The 23,567-nt window shown below is 65.8% G+C and carries 18 protein-coding genes and 1 rRNA gene; 18 read left to right on the top strand and 1 reads right to left on the bottom strand.

What is annotated here, in order from left to right:
- The first annotated feature begins 189 nt into the window (after positions 1-189).
- From rrf to BT264_RS04300, 3 genes are all read left to right on the top strand, one after another.
- Positions 190-302: ribosomal RNA gene (gene rrf / locus BT264_RS04310) — 5S ribosomal RNA — on the top strand.
- Between the two features lie 458 nt (positions 303-760).
- Positions 761-2,836, top strand: coding sequence for a molybdopterin-containing oxidoreductase family protein (locus BT264_RS04305; RefSeq protein ID WP_072436400.1), 2,076 nt, complete (start codon positions 761-763; stop codon positions 2,834-2,836).
- A gap of 136 nt (positions 2,837-2,972) precedes the next feature.
- Positions 2,973-4,646: a long-chain fatty acid--CoA ligase gene (locus BT264_RS04300; protein ID WP_072436399.1), complete on the top strand. Its 1,674-nt coding sequence runs from the start codon at positions 2,973-2,975 to the stop codon at positions 4,644-4,646.
- Between the two features lie 360 nt (positions 4,647-5,006).
- Here BT264_RS04300 and BT264_RS04295 read toward each other — a convergent pair whose 3' ends face one another.
- The gene (locus tag BT264_RS04295) at positions 5,007-6,164 is read right to left on the bottom strand and encodes a porin (protein ID WP_072436398.1); all 1,158 of its coding nucleotides are present in this window, start codon (positions 6,162-6,164) and stop codon (positions 5,007-5,009) included.
- Positions 6,165-6,440: 276 nt separating this feature from the next.
- Here BT264_RS04295 and coq7 point away from each other — a divergent pair, with 276 nt between their 5' ends.
- The 15 genes from coq7 to ftsA all read left to right on the top strand — a co-directional run bounded on the left by coq7 (position 6,441) and on the right by ftsA (position 23,565).
- Entirely contained in the window at positions 6,441-7,067 is a 627-nt protein-coding gene (gene coq7 / locus BT264_RS04290) for a 2-polyprenyl-3-methyl-6-methoxy-1,4-benzoquinone monooxygenase (RefSeq protein ID WP_034182629.1), read from the top strand.
- A 385-nt stretch (positions 7,068-7,452) separates the two neighbouring features.
- Positions 7,453-7,881: a division/cell wall cluster transcriptional repressor MraZ gene (gene mraZ, locus BT264_RS04285; RefSeq protein ID WP_006487094.1), complete on the top strand. Its 429-nt coding sequence runs from the start codon at positions 7,453-7,455 to the stop codon at positions 7,879-7,881.
- A gap of 23 nt (positions 7,882-7,904) precedes the next feature.
- Positions 7,905-8,846 (top strand): 16S rRNA (cytosine(1402)-N(4))-methyltransferase RsmH, encoded by a 942-nt coding sequence (rsmH, locus tag BT264_RS04280; RefSeq protein ID WP_072436397.1) that lies wholly within the window; start codon positions 7,905-7,907, stop codon positions 8,844-8,846.
- On the top strand, positions 8,843-9,184 hold the full coding sequence (gene ftsL / locus BT264_RS04275; RefSeq protein WP_009694564.1) for a cell division protein FtsL: 342 nt from the start codon (positions 8,843-8,845) through the stop codon (positions 9,182-9,184). The genes rsmH and ftsL overlap by 4 nt, the downstream gene beginning before the upstream one ends.
- Positions 9,181-11,028 carry a peptidoglycan D,D-transpeptidase FtsI family protein gene (locus tag BT264_RS04270; RefSeq protein WP_034182631.1) on the top strand — a complete coding sequence of 616 codons (1,848 nt, stop codon included), beginning with the start codon at positions 9,181-9,183 and terminating at the stop codon, positions 11,026-11,028. Before ftsL ends, BT264_RS04270 begins: the two co-directional genes overlap by 4 nt.
- The gene (locus BT264_RS04265; protein ID WP_072436396.1) at positions 11,025-12,563 is read left to right on the top strand and encodes a UDP-N-acetylmuramoyl-L-alanyl-D-glutamate--2,6-diaminopimelate ligase; all 1,539 of its coding nucleotides are present in this window, start codon (positions 11,025-11,027) and stop codon (positions 12,561-12,563) included. Before BT264_RS04270 ends, BT264_RS04265 begins: the two co-directional genes overlap by 4 nt.
- Positions 12,560-13,966, top strand: coding sequence for a UDP-N-acetylmuramoyl-tripeptide--D-alanyl-D-alanine ligase (murF, locus tag BT264_RS04260; protein WP_072436395.1), 1,407 nt, complete (start codon positions 12,560-12,562; stop codon positions 13,964-13,966). The genes BT264_RS04265 and murF overlap by 4 nt, the downstream gene beginning before the upstream one ends.
- Positions 13,967-13,982: 16 nt before the next feature.
- The gene (mraY, locus tag BT264_RS04255; RefSeq protein ID WP_006477019.1) at positions 13,983-15,152 is read left to right on the top strand and encodes a phospho-N-acetylmuramoyl-pentapeptide-transferase; all 1,170 of its coding nucleotides are present in this window, start codon (positions 13,983-13,985) and stop codon (positions 15,150-15,152) included.
- Between the two features lie 28 nt (positions 15,153-15,180).
- On the top strand, positions 15,181-16,692 hold the full coding sequence (gene murD, locus BT264_RS04250; protein ID WP_072436394.1) for a UDP-N-acetylmuramoyl-L-alanine--D-glutamate ligase: 1,512 nt from the start codon (positions 15,181-15,183) through the stop codon (positions 16,690-16,692).
- A complete protein-coding gene (gene ftsW / locus BT264_RS04245) occupies positions 16,689-17,972 on the top strand; it encodes a putative lipid II flippase FtsW (protein ID WP_072436393.1) in 1,284 nt (427 codons plus the stop codon). The genes murD and ftsW overlap by 4 nt, the downstream gene beginning before the upstream one ends.
- Before the next feature lie 121 nt (positions 17,973-18,093).
- Positions 18,094-19,197, top strand: coding sequence for an undecaprenyldiphospho-muramoylpentapeptide beta-N-acetylglucosaminyltransferase (gene murG / locus BT264_RS04240; protein ID WP_072436392.1), 1,104 nt, complete (start codon positions 18,094-18,096; stop codon positions 19,195-19,197).
- Positions 19,194-20,591 carry a UDP-N-acetylmuramate--L-alanine ligase gene (gene murC, locus BT264_RS04235; RefSeq protein ID WP_072436391.1) on the top strand — a complete coding sequence of 466 codons (1,398 nt, stop codon included), beginning with the start codon at positions 19,194-19,196 and terminating at the stop codon, positions 20,589-20,591. The genes murG and murC overlap by 4 nt, the downstream gene beginning before the upstream one ends.
- Position 20,592: 1 nt before the next feature.
- Positions 20,593-21,534: a D-alanine--D-alanine ligase gene (locus tag BT264_RS04230; RefSeq protein WP_072436390.1), complete on the top strand. Its 942-nt coding sequence runs from the start codon at positions 20,593-20,595 to the stop codon at positions 21,532-21,534.
- 19 nt (positions 21,535-21,553) lie between these two features.
- Positions 21,554-22,306: a cell division protein FtsQ/DivIB gene (locus BT264_RS04225; protein WP_034182639.1), complete on the top strand. Its 753-nt coding sequence runs from the start codon at positions 21,554-21,556 to the stop codon at positions 22,304-22,306.
- 26 nt (positions 22,307-22,332) lie between these two features.
- The gene (gene ftsA, locus BT264_RS04220) at positions 22,333-23,565 is read left to right on the top strand and encodes a cell division protein FtsA (protein WP_034182640.1); all 1,233 of its coding nucleotides are present in this window, start codon (positions 22,333-22,335) and stop codon (positions 23,563-23,565) included.
- Positions 23,566-23,567: the final 2 nt, after the last annotated feature.

Here is a 23,567-nt window from a genome sequence, read left to right as displayed (position 1 = left end):
ATCCTATAACAAGTCTGTCTCGATAGCCGTTAGCGCTTCAGCGCTTACGGATATCGAGCGTCGAGTGCGAGGCACTCGACGTACGACGGTTGAAGTACCGCGTACGTGTGAGATACAGCTCACAACTCAAGATTACTGCTTCTTCCCAGATTGGTTCTGTTGGCCACGCCAGCAGAACAACCCCCTTTGCCTGATGACCATAGCGAGTCGGTCCCACCCCTTCCCATCCCGAACAGGACCGTGAAACGACTCTACGCCGATGATAGTGCGGATTCCCGTGTGAAAGTAGGTAATCGTCAGGCTCCCTAAGCCAAGAACCCCCGCCCGAAAGGCGGGGGTTTTTGCATTGGCGCGGCCAAAATGCCGGGCGGCCAAGCAACGGCACCCAGTCGGGGCCAGAGCCGGAGCGCCGATGGCGTCCAAGTCGTCCCTCCCTGCCCGATGGCAGTGCCGCATTCTGTCAATAGCTGATATCTTTAGCGGTTCATCGGCTTATTGGTTGCATCTTCGATCAAAAGCACAACTCCCTCCACTTCACGTATCGATAGGCACGGTCGGACGTGATCAATTTTCCAACGTCCACGTCGAATGCAAAGCAGGAGGCACAGTTCTCCTTCCGCGAACGGTGCGCATAGCCACTAAAGCCCTTCGGCTCCCGCAATCGCTCTTCGACTAAATAACCCAGGATCCATACGAAACAAGCGCGTTATCTGGCGTGCCCACGTAAAATTTGCGAATCCCCATCTCTGCATTCAAAACGATGAACGCCGCCACACAGGTAGCCCGGGCCGTTTGCCCGCACGATTGTCCGGACACGTGTGCCATGCGTGTGACCGTCGAAAACGGCAAAGCGATCAAGGTCACGGGCGATCCCGACCATCCGCCGACGCAGGGCGTGTTGTGCACGAAGGTCAGCCGGTATGCCGATCGGGTTCATCATCCCGATCGCCTCACGGTTCCGCTCAAGCGTGTCGGCGCGAAGGGGGAAGGGCACTTCGTGCCGATTAGCTGGAGCGACGCGTTCGACGAGATCGGCCGCCGCCTCGGTGAAATCGCCGCGCGCGAGCCGGAAGCGATCGTGCCGTACAGCTACGCGGGGACGATGGGGCTTGTGCAGGGCGAGGGCATCGCCCAGCGGTTCTTCCACAAGCTCGGCGCATCGCGGCTCGAGCGCGCGATCTGCGCGGCGGCCGGTGCAGCGGGACTGCGTTACACGTATGGCGGTAGCCTCGGCATGCACCTCGAGCATTTCGAGGAAAGCGAACTCATTCTGATATGGGGCGCGAACCCGATCGCGTCGAGCCTGCACTTCTGGACACGCGCGCAGGAAGCGAAGCGCCGTGGCGCCCGTCTTGTAGCAATCGACCCGTATCGTTCGCTGACAGCGGAGAAATGCCATCAGCACATCGCGTTGAAGCCGGGTACCGACGGCGCATTTGCGCTCGGCATGATGCACGTACTGATTGCCGAAGACCTGCTCGATCACGACTACATCGCCAGCCATACGTTCGGCTTCGACGCACTCAAGGCGCGGGCGATGTCCTATCCGCCGGAACGCGTCGCGCAGATCTGCGGTATCGATGCGTCGGAGCTGATCGACCTTGCGCGTCGTTACGGCGCAACCCGCAAGGCGTCGATTCGCCTCAACTACGGCATGCAGCGTGTCCGCGGCGGTGGCAACGCCGTGCGCGCGATTGCGAGCCTGCCGGCGCTGACAGGGGCCTGGCGGGATCGGGCTGGCGGGCTGTTGCTCTCGTCGTCGGAATCCGCACCGGTCAACCAGCAGGCACTGCTGCGCCCGGATCTGATGCCGGGTTGGCCGCACAAGCTGCCGCGCATCATCAACATGAACGCGATCGGCGATGCGCTGTTGCACGCGGGTGATGCAACGTTCGGGCCGAAGGTGGAGGCGGTGATCGTGTACAACTCGAATCCGGTGGCAGTCGCGCCGGATTCCTCGAAGGTTGCCGCAGGGTTTGCGCGCGACGATCTGTTCACGGTCGTTCTCGAGCATTTCAAGACGGATACCGTCGATTTCGCCGACATTGTGCTGCCGGCGACCACGCAGCTGGAGCACCTGGACGTCCACAAATCGTACGGCCACACCTATGTGATGGCAAACCTGCCGTCGATTCCGCCGGTCGGGGACGCGCGGCCGAACACGGAGATCTTTCGCGGCATCGCGCGCAGCATGGGGCTCGACGAGCCCGCGCTTTATCACAGCGACGAAGAGGTCGCGCGCGCGGCGCTCCGGTGGGACGATCCGGCGCTCGACAGCGACTGGGACACGCTGAAACGGGAAGGCTGGCTGAAGTTGAAGCTGCCGGACGCGCCGTTCGCGAATGGCGGTTTCCGCACGCCGTCCGGCAAGTGCGAGTTCTACAGCCCGCGACTCGAGCAGATGGGCATGGACCCCATTCCCGACTACCTGCCGCCGTTCGAGTCGGCCGAGGCCGCACCCGAACTCGCCGCGCGCTATCCGCTCGCGATGATTTCGCCGCCGGCCCGCCACTTCCTGAACAGCACGTTCGTGAACGTCGACAGCCTGCGCACTACGGAAGGCGAGCCGCATCTCGACATGCACCCGGCCGACGCCGATGCGCGCGGCATCTCGGAGGGCGACATCGTACGCATCTTCAACGACCGCGGATCGATGCAGGCGCTCGCGAGAATTACCGATCGCGCACGTGCAGGGCTCGTTGTCGGGTTGTCGATCTGGTGGAAGAAGCTGTCGCCGGACGGCAGGAACGCAAACGAAGTAACGAGCCAGGCGCTGACCGATCTCGGCAATTCGGCGACGTTTTACGACTGTCTTGTGGAGGTTGAGCGAGTTTGATCGAATATTCCCGTATGATCAGACGATTTTCCGCGAAAGTTCGAAGTGGACATCTAACCCTGTTGTCTCGGGACGGGCGAGCCGTTACGATGCGTTTTAGCACGACCATTCGAAAATCTGTGAGGAGACGCGCAGTATGGAAAAAATTTGGCTGAAATCGTACCCACCCGGCGTTCCAGCCGAAATTGATGCGTCTCCTTATCCGTCTGTCCCGGACCTCCTCGACGAAAGCTTCCGGCTGTATCGCGACCGCACGGCGTTCGTCTGCATGGGCAAGGGCATCACGTACGGTGAACTCGACAAGCTGTCGCGCCAGTTCGGCGCGTGGCTGCAATCCCGTGGTCTCGCGCGCGGTGCGCGCGTCGCGATCATGATGCCGAACGTGCTGCAGTACCCGGTGACGATCGCCGCGGTACTGCGCGCCGGCTATACCGTCGTCAACGTCAATCCGCTCTACACGCCGCGCGAGCTCGAACATCAGTTGAAGGACAGCGGCGCCGAGGCGATCGTCATCCTCGAGAATTTCGCGTCGACGCTGCAGGCCGTCATTGCGAATACGGCCGTCAAGCATGTCGTCGTCGCGTCGATGGGCGACTTGCTGGGCATCAAGGGATGGCTCGTCAATTACGTCGTGCGCAACGTGAAGAAGATGGTGCCTGCGTGGCAGTTGCCGTCGTTCACGCGCTTCAAGGCAGCGCTGTCGGAAGGCGCGCGGCAGGCGTTCAAGCCGCAGAGGATCGGCCCCGACGACGCCGCGTTCCTGCAATACACGGGCGGTACGACCGGCGTCGCGAAGGGTGCGACGCTGCTGCACCGGAACATCGTGTCGAACGTGCTGCAGGCCGGCGCCTGGCACCATCCGGCTCATGAGAAGTACCCGGAGGTGAAACAGTTCGTGACGGTTGTCGCGCTGCCGCTGTATCACGTGTTCGCGCTGACCGTCTGCGGTTTCCTGACGATGCGCACGGGCGGGATGGGCATCCTGATCCCGAACCCGCGCGACATCGGCGGGATGATCAAGGAACTGAAGGGCTACCAGATCTCGACGATTCCGGCCGTCAATACGCTGTACAACGCACTGCTGAACCATCCCGAATTCAATCAGCTCGACCTGTCGAAGCTCGTGATCGCCAACGGCGGCGGCATGGCGATCCAGGAGGGCGTCGCGAAGCGCTGGTATGAAAAGACCCATACCGCGATCATCGAAGGATACGGGCTGTCAGAAACGTCGCCGGTGGCGACCTGCAACCCGGTGACGGCGACCGAATACAGCGGGACGATTGGTTTGCCTCTGCCGTCGACCGAAGTGGCGATTCGCGACGACGCCGGCAACGACGTCGCGCTCGGCGAGCCCGGCGAGATCTGCATCCGTGGGCCGCAGGTGATGGCCGGCTACTGGAACCGGCCGGACGAGACCGAGAAGGTCATGTTCCCGGACGGCTTCTTCAAGACGGGCGACGTCGGCGTGATGGATGCGCGCGGTTACGTGAAGATCGTCGACCGGAAGAAGGACATGATTCTCGTGTCCGGCTTCAACGTGTATCCGAACGAAGTCGAGGACGTGGTGGCGTCGCATCCGGGCGTGTTCGAGGTGGCGGCGGTCGGCGTTCCGGACGAGCATTCCGGCGAAGCGGTGAAACTGTTCATCGTGAAGAAGGACCCGGCGCTCACCGACAAGGACATCCTCGCCTACTGCAAGGAGCGGCTCACCGGTTACAAGCGGCCGAAACTGGTCGAGTTCCGCACGGAGCTGCCGAAAACGAACGTCGGCAAGATTCTGCGGCGCGAACTGCGCGACGGACGCGCGTAACGTCGAAATCGACCGCGAAAGCCCGGCTGTGTGCCGGGTTTTTTATTTGCTGCGCCGCGTGGGCGCGAAATTCGACGCCGCCGGATCCAACCGCGCGGAACAGGCGTCCGACGAAGGGGACTCCCTCCGGCCGGGACGATTCGGTCGAGTGGCCGGCGGGAGCGCCGAGGTCGGATGGCACGGCATTTCGGCGCATGCGTTGGCAGCGCCCGGCATTTGCGTATGCTTTGCCGCAGGACCATGCAGATGGTCGTGAATCGCACCGAGATCGTCCGGCACGCCGCTTCCGTTTTCATCGCCGGAAAAGAAAAAGGCGCCCGAAGGCGCCTTCAATATGCTGCGGCTTGTCAGACAAGCTGATTAGAACTTGTGACGGATGCCGACGCGTGCTGCGACCTGGTTGCTGGTGCTCGAACCTGCGAGACCGTTGATCGCTGCCGTTGCCTGAACGACATTGCCTTTCGCGTCGAGCACGTTGCCCGATGCGTGCTGGTACACGCCGATCACGTAGACGTCGGTGCGCTTCGACAGGAAGTAGTCGACGCCCAGCGAGCCCTGGTGGTACTTGGCTGCCGAGTTGCCGTCGATCTTGCTGCCTTGCGTGTAGTCGTACGCTGCGCCGAGAATCAGCGCCGGGGTCAACTGATACTTGAAGTTGATTTCGCCGTTGTTGAACGTCGCGGTCTGGTTCACGAACGGACCGACCGAGAAGCCCTTGAACTTCGTGTTCGAGTACGTCGCGCCGATCGTCGCCGCGCCGAACGTGTAAGCGCCGCCTGCACCGATGACCTGGTACGTGTTCGCGTTGTTCGCGTATGCGCCGTAGACCGGCGACGATACTGCCGTCGTCGCAGCCGTCGAGCCGTTGTTGAACATGCCGCCGAAGTTGCCCGGCGTGCGTGCGTTCAAGTAGCCGACACCCAGGACCAGCGGGCCGTTGTTGTAGCCTGCGCCGAGCGACCAGACCTGGTTCTTCGAGAACTGGCCTGCCTGACCGCCGAAGCTGTACAAGCCGCCGAACGTGAGGCCGCCGTACGACGGGCTCGTGAACTTGACCGCGTTGTTTACGCGATAGGCGTTGTTGAAGTTGTCAAGGTCGCCCGGGTGAGCGGCGATGTAGCCGCCCCACTGGTCGCCTGCCTCGAGCGGGCCGACGAAGTCGACGACGGAGTCGTACTGACGACCCAGCGTGACCGTGCCGTACTGGCTCGACAGGCCGACGTAAGCCTGACGGCCGAACATCAGGCCGCCCTGACCGAGCTTGCCGCTGTTCACGTCGAAACCGTTTTCGAGGGTGAAGATCGCCTTCAGGCCGCCACCGAGGTCTTCGGTGCCGCGCAGGCCGAAGCGGCTGCCTTGCATCACGCCGCTGGCCATGCTGTACAGGTGCTTGCCGCCCGCGTTGTTGTTGAAGAGCAGGCCTTCATCGATGATGCCGTAAAGCGTCACGCTGCTTTGCGCATGAGCAGCGCCAGCGAACGCGCCCAGCGCGACGAGCGCGAGAAGCGACTTTTTCATTAACGGATCTCCAAGAATCACTGAATTTTTTTGGCGGGGCGGATAGTTATGTTCTGTTGACGGGCCCCATCAACTTCGCAAGAAGTCGCACGTAATGTAGCAAAACCGTTTTTTGCCACAAAGCGAAATGCCGCAGCTCAAGGTCGCCATGTTTCCTTTATGCAACAATGGTTAAAATCACGGGTTAACCGCAATTTCCGCTGAATAATCAAGTCGGTTACGCAGCGGACTCGTGCTCTCGCCGCTCGCGGCGGCACATGCAGCCAGGAGAACAGGATGGTGTTGGATGAACTGATCAGCGAATTCGATCGCGGCCTGCGATCGCTGACCGGCATTAGCCGGATGAGCCGGCCGGTGCCCGCGCCGGCCGCCGCGCCGGACGTCGAGCTGACGCCCGCGGAGCGTACGCATGCCGCAGGGCTGATGCGCGTGAACCACGTCGGCGAAGTCTGCGCGCAGGCGCTCTACCAGGCGCAGAAACTCACCGCGCGCACGGCGTCTGCGAAGGCGATGTTCGAGGAGGCCGCGCGCGAGGAGGAGGACCACCTCGCGTGGACCGCGCACCGCCTGAAAGAGCTCGATTCGCGTCCTAGCCTGCTGAACCCGCTGTGGTATGCCGGCGCGCTCGCGATCGGCGTGGCGGCCGGCACGCTTGGCGACAAGGTCAGCCTCGGTTTCATGGCCGAGACGGAGCGGCAGGTCGAGAGTCACCTGGAAGGTCATATGTCGGAACTGCCGGCGACCGATACGGCATCGCGCGCGATCGTCGACCAGATGCGCATCGACGAGGTGAAGCACGGCAAGGCCGCGACCGACGCCGGCGGAATCGAACTGCCGCTGCCTGCGCGGATGCTGATGCGTGCCGCGTCGAAAGTCATGACGAGCACTGCATACTATCTCTGAGATTTGCGCCGGGCGACGCATGACGTCGCCCCGGCTCATCGCCTCCGATCCCGCCCGTTTATTCCACGTTTTCCCGCCCCCGAAAGCCCCGTCCGCACGCCCGTCTGGCCCGCCTTTCTCATGTATCACCTTCACATGTTGCACTAGCTCATTCATTTATAACGGTTTTTGGAATGAGGGGGCGCATGAGCATGTGCGCGTAAGTCCTTGTTCTAACTAACAAAATTCGTCAAAAAAGCGGGCCGCTCCCTTGACCGTGCCACACCCTTCCTCTAAAGTGGGAGACAGTGTGAGAAAGTGTATTTTTGTGTGATTTGGCGGGCTATTCCGGCTAAATTCTCAGCATTGGTCGGGTACTTCGGTGCCCTGAACGGGAGAGCGGAAAGTGTTCCAAGGGGCGTCGGCGCTGACGCTCGATGCGAAAGGGCGGATGTCGGTGCCGGCTCGCTATCGCGAAGCGCTGCAAGGACAGGCAGAAGGACGGGTGACTGTGACCAAGCACCCGGACGGCTGCCTGTTGCTGTTTCCGCGCCCCGAATGGGAAGTGTTCCGCGCCAAGATCGCCGCGCTGCCGATGGACGCGCACTGGTGGCGGCGAATTTTTCTCGGCAATGCGATGGACGTCGATCTCGACAGCGCGGGCCGGATTCTTGTATCGCCCGAGCTGCGCATGGCAGCCGGACTGGAAAAGGAAGTCATGTTGTTGGGAATGGGTAGTCACTTCGAGCTGTGGGATTCGCAGACCTACAACGCGAAGGAGCAGGCGGCGATGGCGCAGGGCATGCCCGACGCGCTGAAGAATTTCACGTTCTGATTGCGGTGACGGAGACGCCCGCGATGGGAAACGAATTGCAGCATCGGACAGTGCTGTTGGATGAAGCGGTCGAGTCGCTCGTGACGCGGCCGGACGGCGTTTATGTCGACGGCACGTTCGGGCGCGGCGGCCACAGCCGCGCGGTGCTCGCGCGGCTGGCGGCGGCCGGGCGGCTGATCGCGTTCGACAAGGATCCGAGGGCGATCGAGACGGCGCAGGGCATCGAGGATGCGCGCTTCTCGATCGTGCATGACAGCTTTGCTTCGATGCGCGACGCGCTTGCGGCGCGCGGCGTCGAGAGGGTGTCGGGTGTGTTGCTGGACCTGGGCGTGTCCTCGCCGCAGGTGGACGATCCGGCGCGCGGCTTCAGCTTCCGCGCCGATGGTCCGCTGGACATGCGAATGGATCCGACGCGTGGCGAGTCGGCGGCCGAATGGCTCGCGCGGGCTTCGGTGCAGGAATTGACGGAGGTGATACGAGATTATGGGGAAGAACGGTTTGCTTTTCAGATTGCAAAGGCGCTTGTTGCTCGCCGGGCAGAGTCCGACCGTCTTGGGCCTCTCGACACCACGGGCGAGCTTGCCCAAATCGTGGGTCACGTCGTCAAAACCCGTGAGAAGGGCAAGGATCCGGCAACCCGCACCTTTCAGGCTATACGGATTCACGTCAATCAAGAGCTTGCGGACCTGCAAGTCGTACTAGACGCGGCACTGTCGTTGCTGGAGCAAGGGGGGCGGCTGGTGGTCATCAGCTTTCATTCACTCGAGGACCGGATCGTCAAGCGATTCATGCAGGCGCACGCCAGTGCGCCTGCGGTCGATCGTCGCCTGCCGATCCGTGCCGTCGATCTCCCGAGCCCGCCGCTCAAGATCATCAGCCGCCAGTTTCCGAGTGAAGCGGAGGTCGCCGCGAATCCGCGCGCCCGGTCCGCCGTGATGCGCATTGCGGAGCGCGTCACGCCATGAGTCGCTTCAATATCTTCCTGCTGATCATCGTGATGGGCTGCGCGCTGTCGGTCGTCAACTCGACGAACCAGCAGCGGCAGATCTTCATCCAGCTGCAGCGCGCGCAGTCGCAGGAGCGTCAGCTCCAGCAGGATTATGCGCAGCTTCAATATCAGCAGAGCGCGCTGTCGAAGACGTCGCGCATCGAGCAGCTTGCGAACGATTCGCTGAAGATGCAGCCGATCACGACCGGCCGCACGCAATACCTGACGCTGCCGCCGGGCGCCGCGAAGGCGATCGACGCGCCGATCCCTGCTTCGGCCGACACGGCCGGCAAGGGCAAGGGGGGCGCGCGATGAAGCCGTCGCAAAAGCGCCAGAACGTGAAATTCACATCGAGCCCCGTGCTGGGTGTGCACCTGCCGATGTGGCGCTCGAAGCTCGTCGTGTTCATGCTGTTCATGGCGTTCGTCGCGCTGGCCGCGCGGGCGTTCTGGATCCAGGGGCCCGGCAACGCGTTCTACCAGAAGCAGGGCGAAAGCCGCTACCAGCGCACGCTCGAGCTGCCCGCGACGCGCGGCAAGATCCTCGACCGTAACGGGCTCGTGCTCGCGACGAGCCTCCCGGTGCGTGCGATCTGGGCGATTCCCGACGCGGTGCCGGACGATCTCGACGCCGACAAGGTCAACCAGCTCGGCAAGCTCCTCGGCATGACGTCGAAGGAGCTGCGCGTGAAGCTGTCGCAAGACAAGGGTTTCGTCTACGTAAAGCGCCAGGTGCCGATCGACATCGCGGACAAGGTCGCCGCGCTCGACATTCCGGGCATCTATCAGCGCAACGAATACAAGCGCTTCTATCCGGAAGGCGAGATCACCGCGCACCTGATCGGCTTCACGAACGTCGAGGATGAAGGGCAGGAGGGCGTCGAACTGGGCGACCAGAAGATGCTGTCCGGCACGTCGGGCGTGCGCCGCGTGATCAAGGACCGGATGGGGCACATCGTCGAGGACGTCGCCGAGCAGATCCCGCCGCACAATGGAACCGACGTCGACCTGTCGATCGACAGCAAGATCCAGTACATCGCGTACGCGAACCTGAAGGCCGCCGTCGAGAAGTTCAAGGCGAAGGCCGGCGCGGCGATGGTCGTCGACGTGCGCACCGGCGAGGTGCTCGCGCTCGTCAACTACCCGACGTACAACCCGAACGACCGCTCGCGCATGACGGGCGAGCAGTTGCGCAACCGGATCATGACCGACGTGTTCGAGCCGGGTTCGATCATGAAGCCGTTCACGGTGTCGCTCGCGCTCGACCTGCATCGCGTGACGCCGAACACGCTCGTCGAGACGGGCAACGGGCATTTCGTGCTCGACGGCGCGCCGATCACCGACGACGCGGGTTTCGGCACGCTGACGGTCGGCGGCGTGATCCAGAAGTCGAGCAACATCGGCGCGACGAAGATCGCGATGACGATGCGGCCCGAGGAAATGTGGAATATGTATACCAGCATCGGCCTCGGCCAGGCGCCGAAGGTCGGCTTCCCGGGCGCGGTGGCCGGCCGCTTGCGGCCGTGGAAGAGCTGGCGCCGCATCGAGCAGGCGACGATGTCGTACGGCTATGGCCTGTCGGTGTCGCTGTTCCAGCTCGCGCGGGCGTACACGGCGATCGCGCACGATGGCGAGCTGATGCCCGTGACCATTTTCAAGACCGACCCCAACCAGCAGGTCGCGGGCACGCAGGTGTTCAACCCGACCACCGCGCGCGAAGTGCGCGCGATGCTCGAGACGGTGGTCGCGCCGGGCGGCACGTCGCCGGATGCGGCCGTGCCGGGTTATCGCGTCGGCGGCAAGAGCGGTACCGCGTACAAGCATGAAGGCCATGGCTATACGCGCAAGTACCGCGCATCGTTCGTCGGCATGGCGCCGATGCCGAATCCGCGCATCGTCGTCGCGGTGTCGGTCGACGAGCCGACCGCCGGCAGCCACTTCGGCGGTCAGGTGTCCGGCCCCGTATTCTCGGCGATCGCCGGCGACACGATGCGTGCGCTGAACGTGCCGCCGAACATGCCGATCAAGCAGCTTGTCGTGTCTGACGATTCGCCGGCAGCACCTTCCGCAGCGGGGCCGCAAAAGCTGGCCGCGGGTGGCGGTGCGAAGCATATGATCGTGTCCAGCACGACGCGTAATTCACCAGGAGTTGTTCGATGAGCGCCGCCCGCAGTTCCCATCCGGCGCATCAGCAGATCGCAGCCGCGCTTGCGTGGCTGCGTCAGCATGTGGCCCCCGCGGCACAACTGCATGCCGACACGCGCAGCCTCGAGGCTGGCGACGTGTTTGTCGCGTATGCGGTCGACGGGGCAGACAACCGCGCCTTCATTCCCGACGCCGTCGCACGCGGTGCGGCCGCCGTGCTGTATCAACCGGAAGGGCTGGCCGCCGCGCCGGCCGTGCCCGTCGCGCTGGCGGTGCCGGCGCTCGACCAGCTCGCCGGCGAGATCGCCAGCGGCTGGTACGGCGACCCGAGCGACAGCCTGCTTGCGGTGGGCGTGACCGGTACGAACGGCAAGACCTCGTGCACGCAGTGGATCGCCGCCGCGCTGACGGCGCTGCACCAGCCGTGCGCGGTGATCGGCACGCTCGGCAGCGGGATGCCAGGCCAGCTCGTGCCGACGGGCTTCACGACACCCGACGCGTCGCAGCTTCAGCGCAGCCTTGCGCAGTTGCGCGACGCGGGCGCGCGGGCCGTGGCGATGGAAGTATCGTCGCACGCGCTGCATCAGGGGCGCGTGAATGGTACGGCGTTCGACATCGCGGTATTTACGAATCTCACGCAGGATCACCTCGACTATCACGGCACGTTCGACGCGTACGAGGCGGCGAAGGCGAAGCTGTTCGCATGGCGTGGCCTGCGCGCGGCGGTCGTCAACCGCGACGACGCAGCCGGCCAAAGCCTGCTCGAGAAGCTGGCCGGCCGCGTGCGCACGATCGCGTACGGGATCGGCGACGCGCAGGCGCCCGACGCCGATCGCGAGCTGGTCGCGCTCGACGTGCGCGCTACCGCGACCGGCACGGCATTCCGCCTGCGTTCGTCGTGGGGCGACGCGGACGTCGAAGTCGGCACGCTCGGCACGTTCAACGTCAGCAACCTGCTCGCCGTGCTCGGCTCGCTGCTCGCGGCCGACGTGCCGTTCGACGCGGCGCTCGCCGAGATCGAACGGCTCGAGTCCGTCAACGGCCGGATGCAGCGGCTTGGCGGCCGGCTGCAGAACGACGAACCGCTCGTCGTGATCGACTACGCACACACGCCCGACGCGCTCGAGAAGACGCTCGACGCGCTGCGCCCGATCGCCGCGGCGCGCGGCGGCCGGCTCGTGTGCATGTTCGGCTGCGGCGGCGACCGCGACGCGACGAAGCGGCCGCTGATGGGCGCGATCGCGGAGCGGCTCGCCGACGAAATCGTCGTCACGAGCGACAACCCGCGCAGCGAAGATCCGCAGCGCATCATCGACCAGATCGTCGCGGGCATGACCGTGCCCGCTCGCGCACGCCGTATCGAGGATCGCGCGAGCGCGATCCTGCAGGCCGTGCGCGGCGCTGCACGCGAGGACGTCGTCGTGCTGGCCGGCAAGGGCCACGAGGCGACGCAGGAAATCATGGGCAAGAAACGTACGTTCTCCGACCAGGATCACGCGCGGCTCGCGCTGGCAGCGCGCCCGACGCACGGCAAGGGAGGCGGCGAATGACGATGCTCAGTCTCGACGAAGCCGCTCGCCTGATTCCCGGCGCAACTGTTCACGGCGACGCGGGCGTCACGTTCGACCGTGTGTCGACGGACAGCCGCACGGTCGGCCCGGGCGACCTGTTCGTCGCGCTGAAGGGCGAGCGCTTCGATGCGCACGACTTCCTCGCCGATGTCGCGGCGCGCGGTGCTGCCGCGGCGCTCGTCGCGCACGTGCCGGCGGGCCTCGCGATGCCGGCGATCGAAGGCGGCGAAACGCGCGCCGCGCTCGGCGCGCTCGCGCACGGCTGGCGCAAACGATTCCCGCTGCCGCTCGTTGCGGTGACGGGCAGCAACGGCAAGACGACCGTCAAGGAAATGATCGCGTCGATCTTCGCGGCGGCGGTCGGCACTGACGCGCGGCTCGCAACCGCCGGCAACCTGAACAACGACGTCGGCCTGCCGCTGACGCTGCTGCGCCTGTCGGCCGCGCATCGCCTCGCGGTGATCGAGCTCGGGATGAACCACCCGGGCGAGACCGAAATCCTCGCGCGCCTCACGGCGCCGACGGTCGCGCTCGTCAACAACGCGCAGCGCGAGCACCAGGAATTCATGGCGACGGTCGAAGCCGTCGCGCTCGAACACGCGGCCGTGATTCACGCGCTGCCGCCGGACGGCGTCGCGGTGTTCCCGGCCGACGATGCGTACGCGGGCATCTGGCGCGTCGCGGCGACGGGCAACCGGATCCTCGATTTCGCGCTGAACGATGCCGACCGGCAGACCGAGGCGCAGGTCACGGGCCGTCTGCAAGGCGGCGAACTCGCGATCGACACGCCGGCCGGCGCCGTCACGGTGCGGCTGCGTGCGCTCGGCGAGCACAACGCGCGCAACGCGCTGGCCGCGACGGCCGCGGCGCTGGGCGCCGGCGTCGCGCTGTCGGCGATCAGGCAGGGCCTCGAATCGTTCGAGCCGGTCAAGGGCCGGCTGCAGGTGAAGCAGGCGATCGCCGGCAGCCTCGCGGGCGCGACGGTCGTCGACGATACGTACAACGCGAACCCCGATTCGATGCGTGCCGCGATCGACGTGCTCGCCGCGCATCCGGCGCCGCGCGTGCTGGTGATCGGCGACATGGGCGAAGTCGGCGACGAAGGGCCGGCATTCCATCGCGAGATCGGCGTCTATGCGCGCGAGCGCGGGATCGACGCGCTGTTCGCGCTCGGCGATGCATCGCGCGATGCCTGTACGGCATACGGCGACACAGCCCGCCATTTCGACGACGTCGGCGCGCTCGTGTCTGCGCTGCTCGCGGCGGGCTACGGCGCGCAGGCGACGGTGCTCGTGAAGGGCTCGCGGTACATGAAGATGGAGCGCGTGGTTGACGCGCTGACGAACCAACCCGCAGCGGGCGCGACGCCCGCTGCCCACTGAGTAGAAGGAAGGAAGCATGCTGCTGGCGCTGGCGCAATGGCTGCAAGGAGACGCAAGCTTTTTGCGCTTGTTCACGTACCTCACGTTCCGGGCGGTGATGGCCACCATCACCGCGCTGGGGATCGGGCTCGTGTGCGGACCGTGGGTGATCCGCAAGCTGACGCAAATGAAGGTCGGGCAGGCCGTGCGCAAGGACGGTCCGCAGACGCACCTCGTCAAGTCCGGCACGCCGACGATGGGCGGCGTGCTGATCCTGATCGGCATCGCGGTCGCGACGCTGCTGTGGGGCGACCTGACGAACCGTTTCATCTGGATCGTGATGCTCGTCACGTTCGGTTTCGGCGTGATCGGCTGGGTCGACGATTACCGCAAGGTCGTCCACAAGGATCCGCGCGGGATGTCGTCGCGCGAAAAGTATTTCTGGCAGTCGGTGATCGGTCTGTTCGCGGCCGTCTACCTCGCCTTCAGCGTGTCCGAGGCGAACAACGTGCGCGTGTTCGACCTGTTCATGGCGTGGGTGCGCAGCGGGTTGTCGATGGGGCTGCCGGCACGCGCCGACCTGATGCTGCCGTTCCTGAAGTCGATCAGCTACCCGCTCGGCGTGTGGGGCTTCATCGTGCTGACCTACTTCGTGATCGTCGGCGCGAGCAACGCGGTGAACCTGACCGACGGCCTCGACGGCCTCGTGATCATGCCGGTCGTGCTGGTCGGCGCGTCGCTCGGTGTGTTCGCGTACGTGATGGGCAGCGCGGTGTATTCAAAATACCTGCTGTTCCCGCACATTCCGGGCGCGGGCGAGCTGCTGATCTTCTGTTCCGCGATGGGCGGGGCAGGGCTCGCGTTCCTCTGGTACAACACGCACCCCGCGCAGGTGTTCATGGGCGACGTGGGCGCGCTGGCGCTCGGCGGCGCGCTCGGCACGGTCGCGGTGATCGTGCGCCAGGAAATCGTGCTGTTCATCATGGGCGGCATCTTCGTCGCGGAAACGCTGTCGGTGATGCTGCAGGTTTCGTGGTTCAAGTACACGAAGAAGCGCTACGGCGAAGGGCGGCGCCTGCTGAAGATGGCGCCGCTGCATCACCATTTCGAATTGTCCGGCTGGAAGGAAACGCAGGTGGTGGTGCGTTTCTGGATCATCACGCTGATGCTGTGCCTGTTCGGTCTGACCACCCTCAAGCTGCGGTAAAGGAAAGGTAACAAGGATGTCTGGCGAGATGTTTGGAGATCGGCAACGGCCGATGGTGCTCGTACTGGGGCTCGGGGAATCGGGTCTCGCGATCGCGCGATGGTGCGCGAGGCACGGGTGCCGGCTGCGGATTGCCGATACCCGCGAGGCGCCGCCCAACCTTGCCGCGCTGCAGGCAGAAGGCATCGATGCGGAGTTCGTCGGCGGGCCGTTCGCGCCCGCGTTGCTCGACGGCGGCGTCGAGATCGTCGGGCTGAGCCCCGGCCTGTCGCCGCTCGAGCCGGCGCTCGCAGCGCTGGTCGCGGCCGCGAACGAGCGCGGGATCGCGGTGTGGGGCGAGCTGGAATTCTTCGCGCAGGCGCTGCGCGCGCTCGGCACGAGCGGCTACCAGCCGAAGGTGCTCGCGATCACGGGCACCAACGGCAAGACCACGACGACGAGCCTCACGGGCCTGCTGTGCCAGCGCGCGGGCAAGAAGGTCGCCGTCGCAGGCAACATCAGCCCGGCGATGCTCGACCGGCTCGCGGGCGCGATCGACGAAACGGCGCTGCCCGACGTGTGGGTGCTCGAACTGTCGAGCTTCCAGCTCGAGACCGCGCGCACGTTCGCGCCCGATGCGGCCGCGATCCTCAACATCACGCAGGACCACCTCGACTGGCACGGCAGCTTCGATGCGTACGCGCATGCAAAGGGCCGGATCTTCGGCGCGACGACGACGCGCGTGCTGAACCGCGACGACGCGGCCGTGATGAAGTTCGCGCCGGTAGCGGGCGTGGCCGACGCGCCGCGCACGGTCACGTTCGGCCTGAACGAGCCGACCCAGGACGGCGACTACGGGCTGTCGCGCGACAACGGCATCGCATGGCTGGTGGAAGCCGTCGATCGCGACGCGCCGGAGGAAGCGGCGCCGACCCGCCGGCGCAAGCGCGACGCCGCGCATACGCCCGACATCGCGCAGAAGCGCTTGATGCCGGCCGACGCGCTGCGGATTCGCGGGCTGCACAACGCGGCGAACGCGCTGGCCGCGTTCGCGCTCGCGCGTGCGATCGACCTGCCGGCTGCGCCGCTGCTGCACGCGTTGCGCGAATACCGCGGCGAAGCGCATCGCGTCGAAGTGATCGCGACGATCGACGACGTGGACTACGTCGACGACAGCAAGGGCACGAACGTCGGCGCGACGGTCGCCGCGCTCGACGGGCTCGCGCAGAAGATCGTGCTGATCGCCGGCGGCGACGGCAAGGGGCAGGATTTCGCGCCGCTGGTCGCGCCGGTCGCGCGCTGGTGCCGCGCGGTGATGCTGATCGGCCGCGATGCGCCGGCGATCCGCGACACGCTCGCCGAAACGGGCGTGCCGCTCGCCGATCACGCAACGCTAGAAGGTGCGGTGCATGCAGCGGCCGACCTGGCGGAGCCGGGCGATGCGGTGCTGCTGTCGCCCGCGTGCGCGAGCCTCGACATGTTCAGGAACTACGCCCATCGCGCGGATGTGTTCCGTGCGGCGGTCGACGAAATCGCCATCGACAAAGGAGCGACGCCATGAGCTGGTCCGATCGCCTCGTCTCCCGTTTCAACGACCGGCGCGATGCCGGCGGCAACGCCGCGGGCGGTCGCGTCGCGTCGGCCACGCGTGCCGCGACGGGCGGCCTCGCGAGCGTCGTCAACGGCGTGCGTCCGAGCCGGTCGCGGATGCTCGACTTCGACTACTCGCTGCTGTGGGTGGCGATCGCGCTGCTCGGGCTCGGCGTCGTGATGGTGTACTCGGCGTCGATCGCGATGCCCGATTCGCCGAAATACGCGTCGTATCACGATTACGCGTTCCTGATGCGCCACTGCGTGTCGCTCGTCGTCGCGTTCGTCGCGGCGGTGATCGCGTTCCGCGTGCCGGTGTCGACGTGGGACAAGTACGCGCCGCATCTCTTCCTGATCGCGCTCGTCAGCCTCGTGATCGTGCTGATCCCGCACGTCGGCAAGGGCGTGAACGGCGCGCGCCGCTGGATTCCGCTCGGCATCACGAACATGCAGCCGTCGGAAGTCATGAAGCTCGCGGTGACGATCTATGCGGCGAACTACACGGTGCGCAAGCAGGAGTACATGCAGAGCTTCGCGAAGGGCTTCCTGCCGATGGCGTGCGCGGTCGGCCTCGTCGGTGCACTGCTGCTGCTCGAGCCGGACATGGGCGCGTTCATGGTGATCGCCGCGATCGCGATGGGCGTGCTGTTCCTCGGCGGCGTGAACGGCAAGCTGTTCGGCGGCCTCGTCGCGACGGCGGTCGGCACCTTCACGATGCTCGTGTGGCTGTCGCCGTGGCGTCGTGAGCGGATCTTCGCGTATCTCGATCCGTGGGACGAGCGCTACGCGCAGGGCAAGGCCTACCAGCTCACGCACTCGCTGATCGCGTTCGGCCGCGGCGAGTGGTTCGGCGTCGGCCTCGGCGGCAGCGTCGAGAAGCTGAACTACCTGCCCGAAGCGCATACCGACTTCATCCTCGCGGTGATCGGCGAGGAGCTCGGTTTCGTCGGCGTGATGGTCGTGATCCTGCTGTTCTACTGGATCGTGCGTCGCGCTTTCGAGATTGGCCGCCAGGCGCTCGCACTCGACCGCACGTTCGCTGGGCTGACGGCGAAGGGCATCGGCATCTGGTTCGGCGCGCAGACGTTCATCAACATGGGCGTGAACCTCGGGCTGCTGCCGACCAAGGGCCTGACGCTGCCGCTGGTGAGCTATGGCGGTTCCGGCATTCTGCTGAACTGCGTCGCGCTCGCGGTGCTGCTGCGGGTCGACTACGAAAATCGCGTACTGATGCGGGGAGGGAAGGTATGACCTCCTCGCGTCAGTACGCGATTTCGGCGAAGGCTGGCTTCGTGCGCGAAGCGTGCGAAGTCAAGCGAAGCGGCCGTAGCCAAAACGTTTGTTCATCCTTGCTGATGCGGGGAGGGAAGGTATGACCGCGTCGCGACGCACGCTGATGGTGATGGCAGGCGGCACCGGGGGCCACGTGTTCCCGGGGCTCGCGGTCGCGCACCGGATGGAAGCGGCGGGCTGGCGCGTCGTATGGCTCGGCAATCCGGCCGGGATGGAGGCGACGCTCGTGCCGAAGCACGGCATTCCGATGGAATACGTGCGGTTCGGCGGGTTGCGCGGCAAGGGCCTGAAGACCAAGCTGACGCTGCCGTTCAACCTGCTGCGCGCATGCTGGCAGAGCCTTGGCGCGCTGCGCCGCGTGCGGCCGGACGTCGTGCTCGGGATGGGCGGCTACATCACGTTCCCGGCGGGTGTGATGACAGCGCTGTCGGGCCGTCCGCTCGTGCTGCACGAACAGAATTCGATCGCGGGCCTGACGAACAAGGTGCTCGCGAAATTCGCGAAACGCGTGCTCGTCGCGTTCCCCGGTGCGCTGCCGCACGCGGAATGGACCGGCAACCCGATTCGCACGGAACTTGCACGCACGGAAGCGCCCAAAGCACGCTATGCATCGCGCAGCGGCCCGCTGAACGTGCTGGTCGTCGGCGGCAGCCTCGGCGCGGCCGCGCTGAACGAAGTCGTGCCGCGCGCGCTGGCGATGCTGGCGCCGGGCGAACACCCGCGCATCGTGCACCAGGCCGGCGCGAAGCATATCGACGCGCTGAAGGCGAATTACGAAGCGGCCGGTTTCGCGGCCGGCGATGACGTGCGGCTCGTGCCGTTCATCGACGACATGGCAGCTGCGTACGCGGCGGCGGATCTCGTGATCTGCCGCTCGGGCGCGATGACGGTGTCGGAGATCGCGGCGGTGGGCGTGGCGGCGCTGTTCGTGCCGTTCCCTTACGCGGTCGACGATCACCAGACGACCAACGCCGCGTTCCTCGCGGATGCGGGCGGGGCGGTGCTGGTGCAGCAACGCGACCTGTCGGCGGATTTGCTCGCCGACTGGCTGCGCGGCCAGACGCGGGCGTCGCTCGCGGACATGGCGGAGCGTTCGCGCTCATTGGCGAAGCCCGAGGCCACCGATGAAGTCGCGCGCGTTTGCGCGAAGGTGGCCGGCGCGAACCTGGAAATATTGCAATGAAACATATCGTCAAACACATTCATTTCGTCGGGATCGGCGGCGCGGGCATGAGCGGCATCGCCGAAGTGCTCGTCAACCTCGGCTACGAGGTCAGCGGCTCGGACCTGTCGCGCAATGCGGTGACCGATCGTCTCCAGGCGCTCGGCGCACGGATCGCGATCGGCCACGACGCGGCGAACATCGAGGGCGCGAACGCGGTCGTCGTGTCGACGGCCGTGCGCTCGGACAACCCGGAAGTGCTGGCCGCGCGCCACCAGCGCGTGCCGATCGTGCAGCGCGCGGTGATGCTCGCGGAGCTGATGCGCCTGAAGCAGGGGATCGCGATCGCCGGCACGCACGGCAAGACCACGACGACGAGCCTCGTCGCGAGCGTGCTCGCGGCAGGCGGCCTCGATCCGACCTTCGTGATCGGCGGGCGGCTGATCAGCGCCGGCGCGAACGCGCGGCTCGGCACGGGCGATTTCATCGTCGCCGAGGCCGACGAATCGGACGCGTCGTTCCTGAACCTGTATCCGGTGATCGAAGTCATCACGAACATCGACGCCGACCACATGGACACCTACGGCCACGATTTCGCGCGGCTCAAGCAGGCGTTCATCGAATTCACGCAGCGCCTGCCGTTCTACGGCAGCGCGGTCGTGTGCGTCGACGATCCGAACGTGCGGCAGATCATCCCGTTCATCTCGAAGCCGGTCGTGCGCTACGGCCTGTCGCAGGACGCGCAGGTGCGCGCGGAAGACATCGATGCGCGCGACGGCCGGATGTATTTCACGGTGATCCGCGAAGGGCGCGCACCGCTCGCGGTCGTGCTGAACATGCCGGGCCTGCACAACGTGCAGAACGCGCTCGCGGCGATCGCGATCGCGACCGACCTCGGCGTGGCGGACGACGCGATCCAGCAGGCGCTGGCGGAATTCAACGGTGTTGGCCGGCGCTTTCAGCGTTACGGCGAGGTGCCGACCGCGGACGGCGGCCAGTACACGCTGATCGACGACTACGGCCATCACCCGGTCGAGATGGCGGCGACGATCGCGGCCGCGCGCGGCGCGTTTCCCGGCCGCCGCCTCGTGCTGGCGTTTCAGCCGCACCGCTACACGCGTACGCGCGACTGCTTCGACGATTTCGTCAACGTACTGTCGACGGTCGATGCGCTGGTGCTGACGGAAGTCTACGCGGCCGGCGAGGCCATGATCGCGACGGCCAACGGCGATGCGCTGTCGCGCGAGCTGCGCGCGGTGGGGAAGGTTGACCCGGTGTTCGTCGCGACGGTCGACGACGTGCCGGATGCATTGGCGAAGGTCGCGCGCAACGGCGACGTGGTGATCACGATGGGCGCGGGTTCGATCGGCGGCGTGCCGGCGAAGCTCGTGCAGAACACACAACAGAAGGCATGACATGAGCGGGATCGATCCGAAACGTTTCGGCAAGGTGGCAGTGTTGTTCGGCGGCGAATCCGCCGAGCGCGAGGTGTCGCTCACCTCGGGCCGCCTCGTGCTGCAGGGCCTGCGTGACGCGGGCGTCGATGCACATCCGTTCGACCCGGCCGAGCGGCCGCTGTCGGCGCTGAAGGACGAAGGCTTCGTGCGCGCGTTCAACGCGCTGCACGGCGGCTACGGCGAGAACGGCCAGATCCAGGGCGCGCTCGATTTCTACGGGATCCGCTACACGGGCAGCGGCGTGCTCGGGTCGGCGCTTGGTCTCGACAAGTTCCGCACGAAGCTCGTGTGGCAGCAGACGGGCGTGCCGACGCCGCCGTTCGAGACGGTGATGCGCGGCGACGATCTCGCGGCGCGCACGACCGACATCGTCGCGAAGCTCGGCCTGCCGCTGTTCGTGAAGCCGGCGAGCGAAGGCTCGAGCGTCGCGGTGCTGAAGGTGAAGACGGCCGACGCGCTGCCGGCCGCGCTGGAGGAAGCCGCGACGCACGACAAGATCGTGATCGTCGAGAAGAGCATCGAGGGCGGCGGCGAATACACCGCGTGCATCGCCGGCGATCTCGACCTGCCGCTGATCAAGATCGTGCCGGCGGGCGAGTTCTACGACTACCACGCGAAGTACGTTGCCGACGATACGCAGTACCTGATCCCGTGCGGCCTGCCGGCCGAACAGGAAGCGGAGCTGAAGCGCATCGCGCGCCGCGCGTTCGACGTGCTCGGCTGCACCGACTGGGGCCGCGCGGATTTCATGCTCGACGCGGCCGGCAATGCGTATTTCCTGGAAGTGAACACGGCCCCCGGGATGACCGACCACTCGCTGCCGCCGAAGGCCGCGCGCGCGGTCGGCATCAGCTATTCGGAGCTGGTCGTGAAGGTGCTGTCGCTCACGCTCAACGACTGACGCAGGAACGAAACGACGTATGTGGAACAACGTTCGCCAACTCAACCTTGCCGCCAGCGCGCTGTACGCGCTGCTGCTGCTCGTGTTGGCGGCGGCCGGCTGCTACTGGCTGATCCAGCGCCCGACGTTCGCGCTGCGGGAAATCCGGATCGACGGCGACACCGAGCACATCAACTCGCCGACGGTGCGCGCGGGCGTGGTCGGTCGGCTGAAGGGCAATTTCTTCACGGTCGATCTCGATACGGCGCGTGCCGCGTTCGAGCAGATGCCGTGGGTGCGCCACGCGAGCGTGCGCCGGGTGTGGCCGAATGCGCTGGCTGTCACGCTCGAGGAGTACAAACCGCTCGGGACCTGGGGCAGCGACCAGCTGGTGAGCGTCGACGGCGAGCTGTTCACCGCGAACCAGGGCGAACTCGACAAGGAACTGCCGGCGTTCGACGGCCCGGAGGGCAGTGCGAAGGAAGTCGTCACGCGGTATCGGGATTTCGGGAAATGGTTTGCGCCGCTGAAGGCGGCGCCGGAAGAAGTGACGCTGTCGGCGCGGTACGCGTGGACGGTGAAGCTGTCGAACGGCATGCAGGTCGAGCTGGGCAAGGAACGCAACAGCGACACGCTGCATGACCGGAGCCAGCGCCTTGTCGCGGCCTGGCCGGCCGTCACGGAGCGTTGGGGCAACGACATCGAGTACGCGGATCTGCGCTATCCGAACGGATTCGCGATTCGCGCGGCAGGCATGCGGTTCCTGACCGATACCGACAAGCGCAAGAAGTAACGAGAGATCACACGCAAGAGCACTTTATGAGCAAAGACTACAAGGATCTGCTGGTTTCCCTCGACATCGGCACGTCGAAGGTGGTGGCCATCGTCGCCGAGCTGAAAGGCGAGGGTCACTACGAGGTGATCGGCCTCGGCCAGAGCGAGTCGAAGGGTCTGAAGAAAGGTGTGGTGGTCAACATCGAGGCCACCGTGCAGTCGATCCAGCGCGCGCTCGAGGAAGCCGAGCTGATGGCCGACTGCAAGATCACCAACGTGTTCACGGGGATCGCGGGCAGCCACATCCGCAGCTTCAACTCGAGCGGGATGGTCGCGATCAAGGACAAGGAAGTCACGCAGACCGACGTCGCGCGCGTGATCGAGACCGCGAAGGCGATCAACATCCCGACCGACCAGCAGGTGCTGCACATCCTCACGCAGGAATTCATCATCGACGGCCAGGAAGACGTGCGCGAGCCGATCGGGATGAGCGGCATCCGCCTGGAGGTGAAGGTGCACATCGTGACGGGCGCGGTGAGCGCTGCGCAGAACATCGTCAAGTGCGTGCGCCGCTGCGGGCTGGAAGTGAACGACCTGATCCTGCAGCCGCTCGCGTCGTCGCTGGCCGTGCTGACGGAAGACGAGAAGGATCTCGGCGTGGTGCTGGTCGACGTCGGCGGCGGCACGACGGACATCGCGATCTTCGCCGAAGGCGCGATCCGCCACACCGCGGTGATTCCGATCGCCGGCGACCAGATCACGAGCGATATCGCGATGGCGCTGCGCACGCCGACGCCGGACGCGGAAGACATCAAGGTCGGCTACGGGATCGCGAAACAGGCGCTCGCCGATCCGGACGAGATGGTCGAAGTGCCGGGCCTCGGCGAGCGCGGCCCGCGCACGCTGTCGCGCCAGGCGCTCGCGGCCGTGATCGAGCCGCGCGTCGAGGAACTGTTCTCGCTCGTGCAGCAGGTCGTGCGCGAGTCGGGTTACGAAGAACTGCTGAGCTCCGGCGTGGTCATTACCGGCGGTGCCGCGATGATGCCGGGCATGGTCGAGCTCGGCGAAGACATTTTCCTGAAACCGGTGCGCATCGGCGCGCCGGAGTATGCAGGCGGCCTCTCCGACGTCGTGCGCAATCCGCGCTACTCGACGGCGATGGGGCTGCTCGTCGAAGGCAGTGCCCAGCGCATGCGCGGCCGCAAGGTCGCCGTGCAGTCCGGCAACGCGGGGCAGGTGTTCTCGCGGATGAAGGAATGGTTCCTGAGCAACTTTTGAGC

The sequence above is a fragment of the Burkholderia sp. NFPP32 genome, from assembly GCF_900119325.1.
Taxonomy (GTDB): Bacteria; Pseudomonadota; Gammaproteobacteria; order Burkholderiales; family Burkholderiaceae; genus Burkholderia; species Burkholderia pyrrocinia_C.
This window is presented reverse-complemented; position numbering and strand designations above follow the sequence as displayed.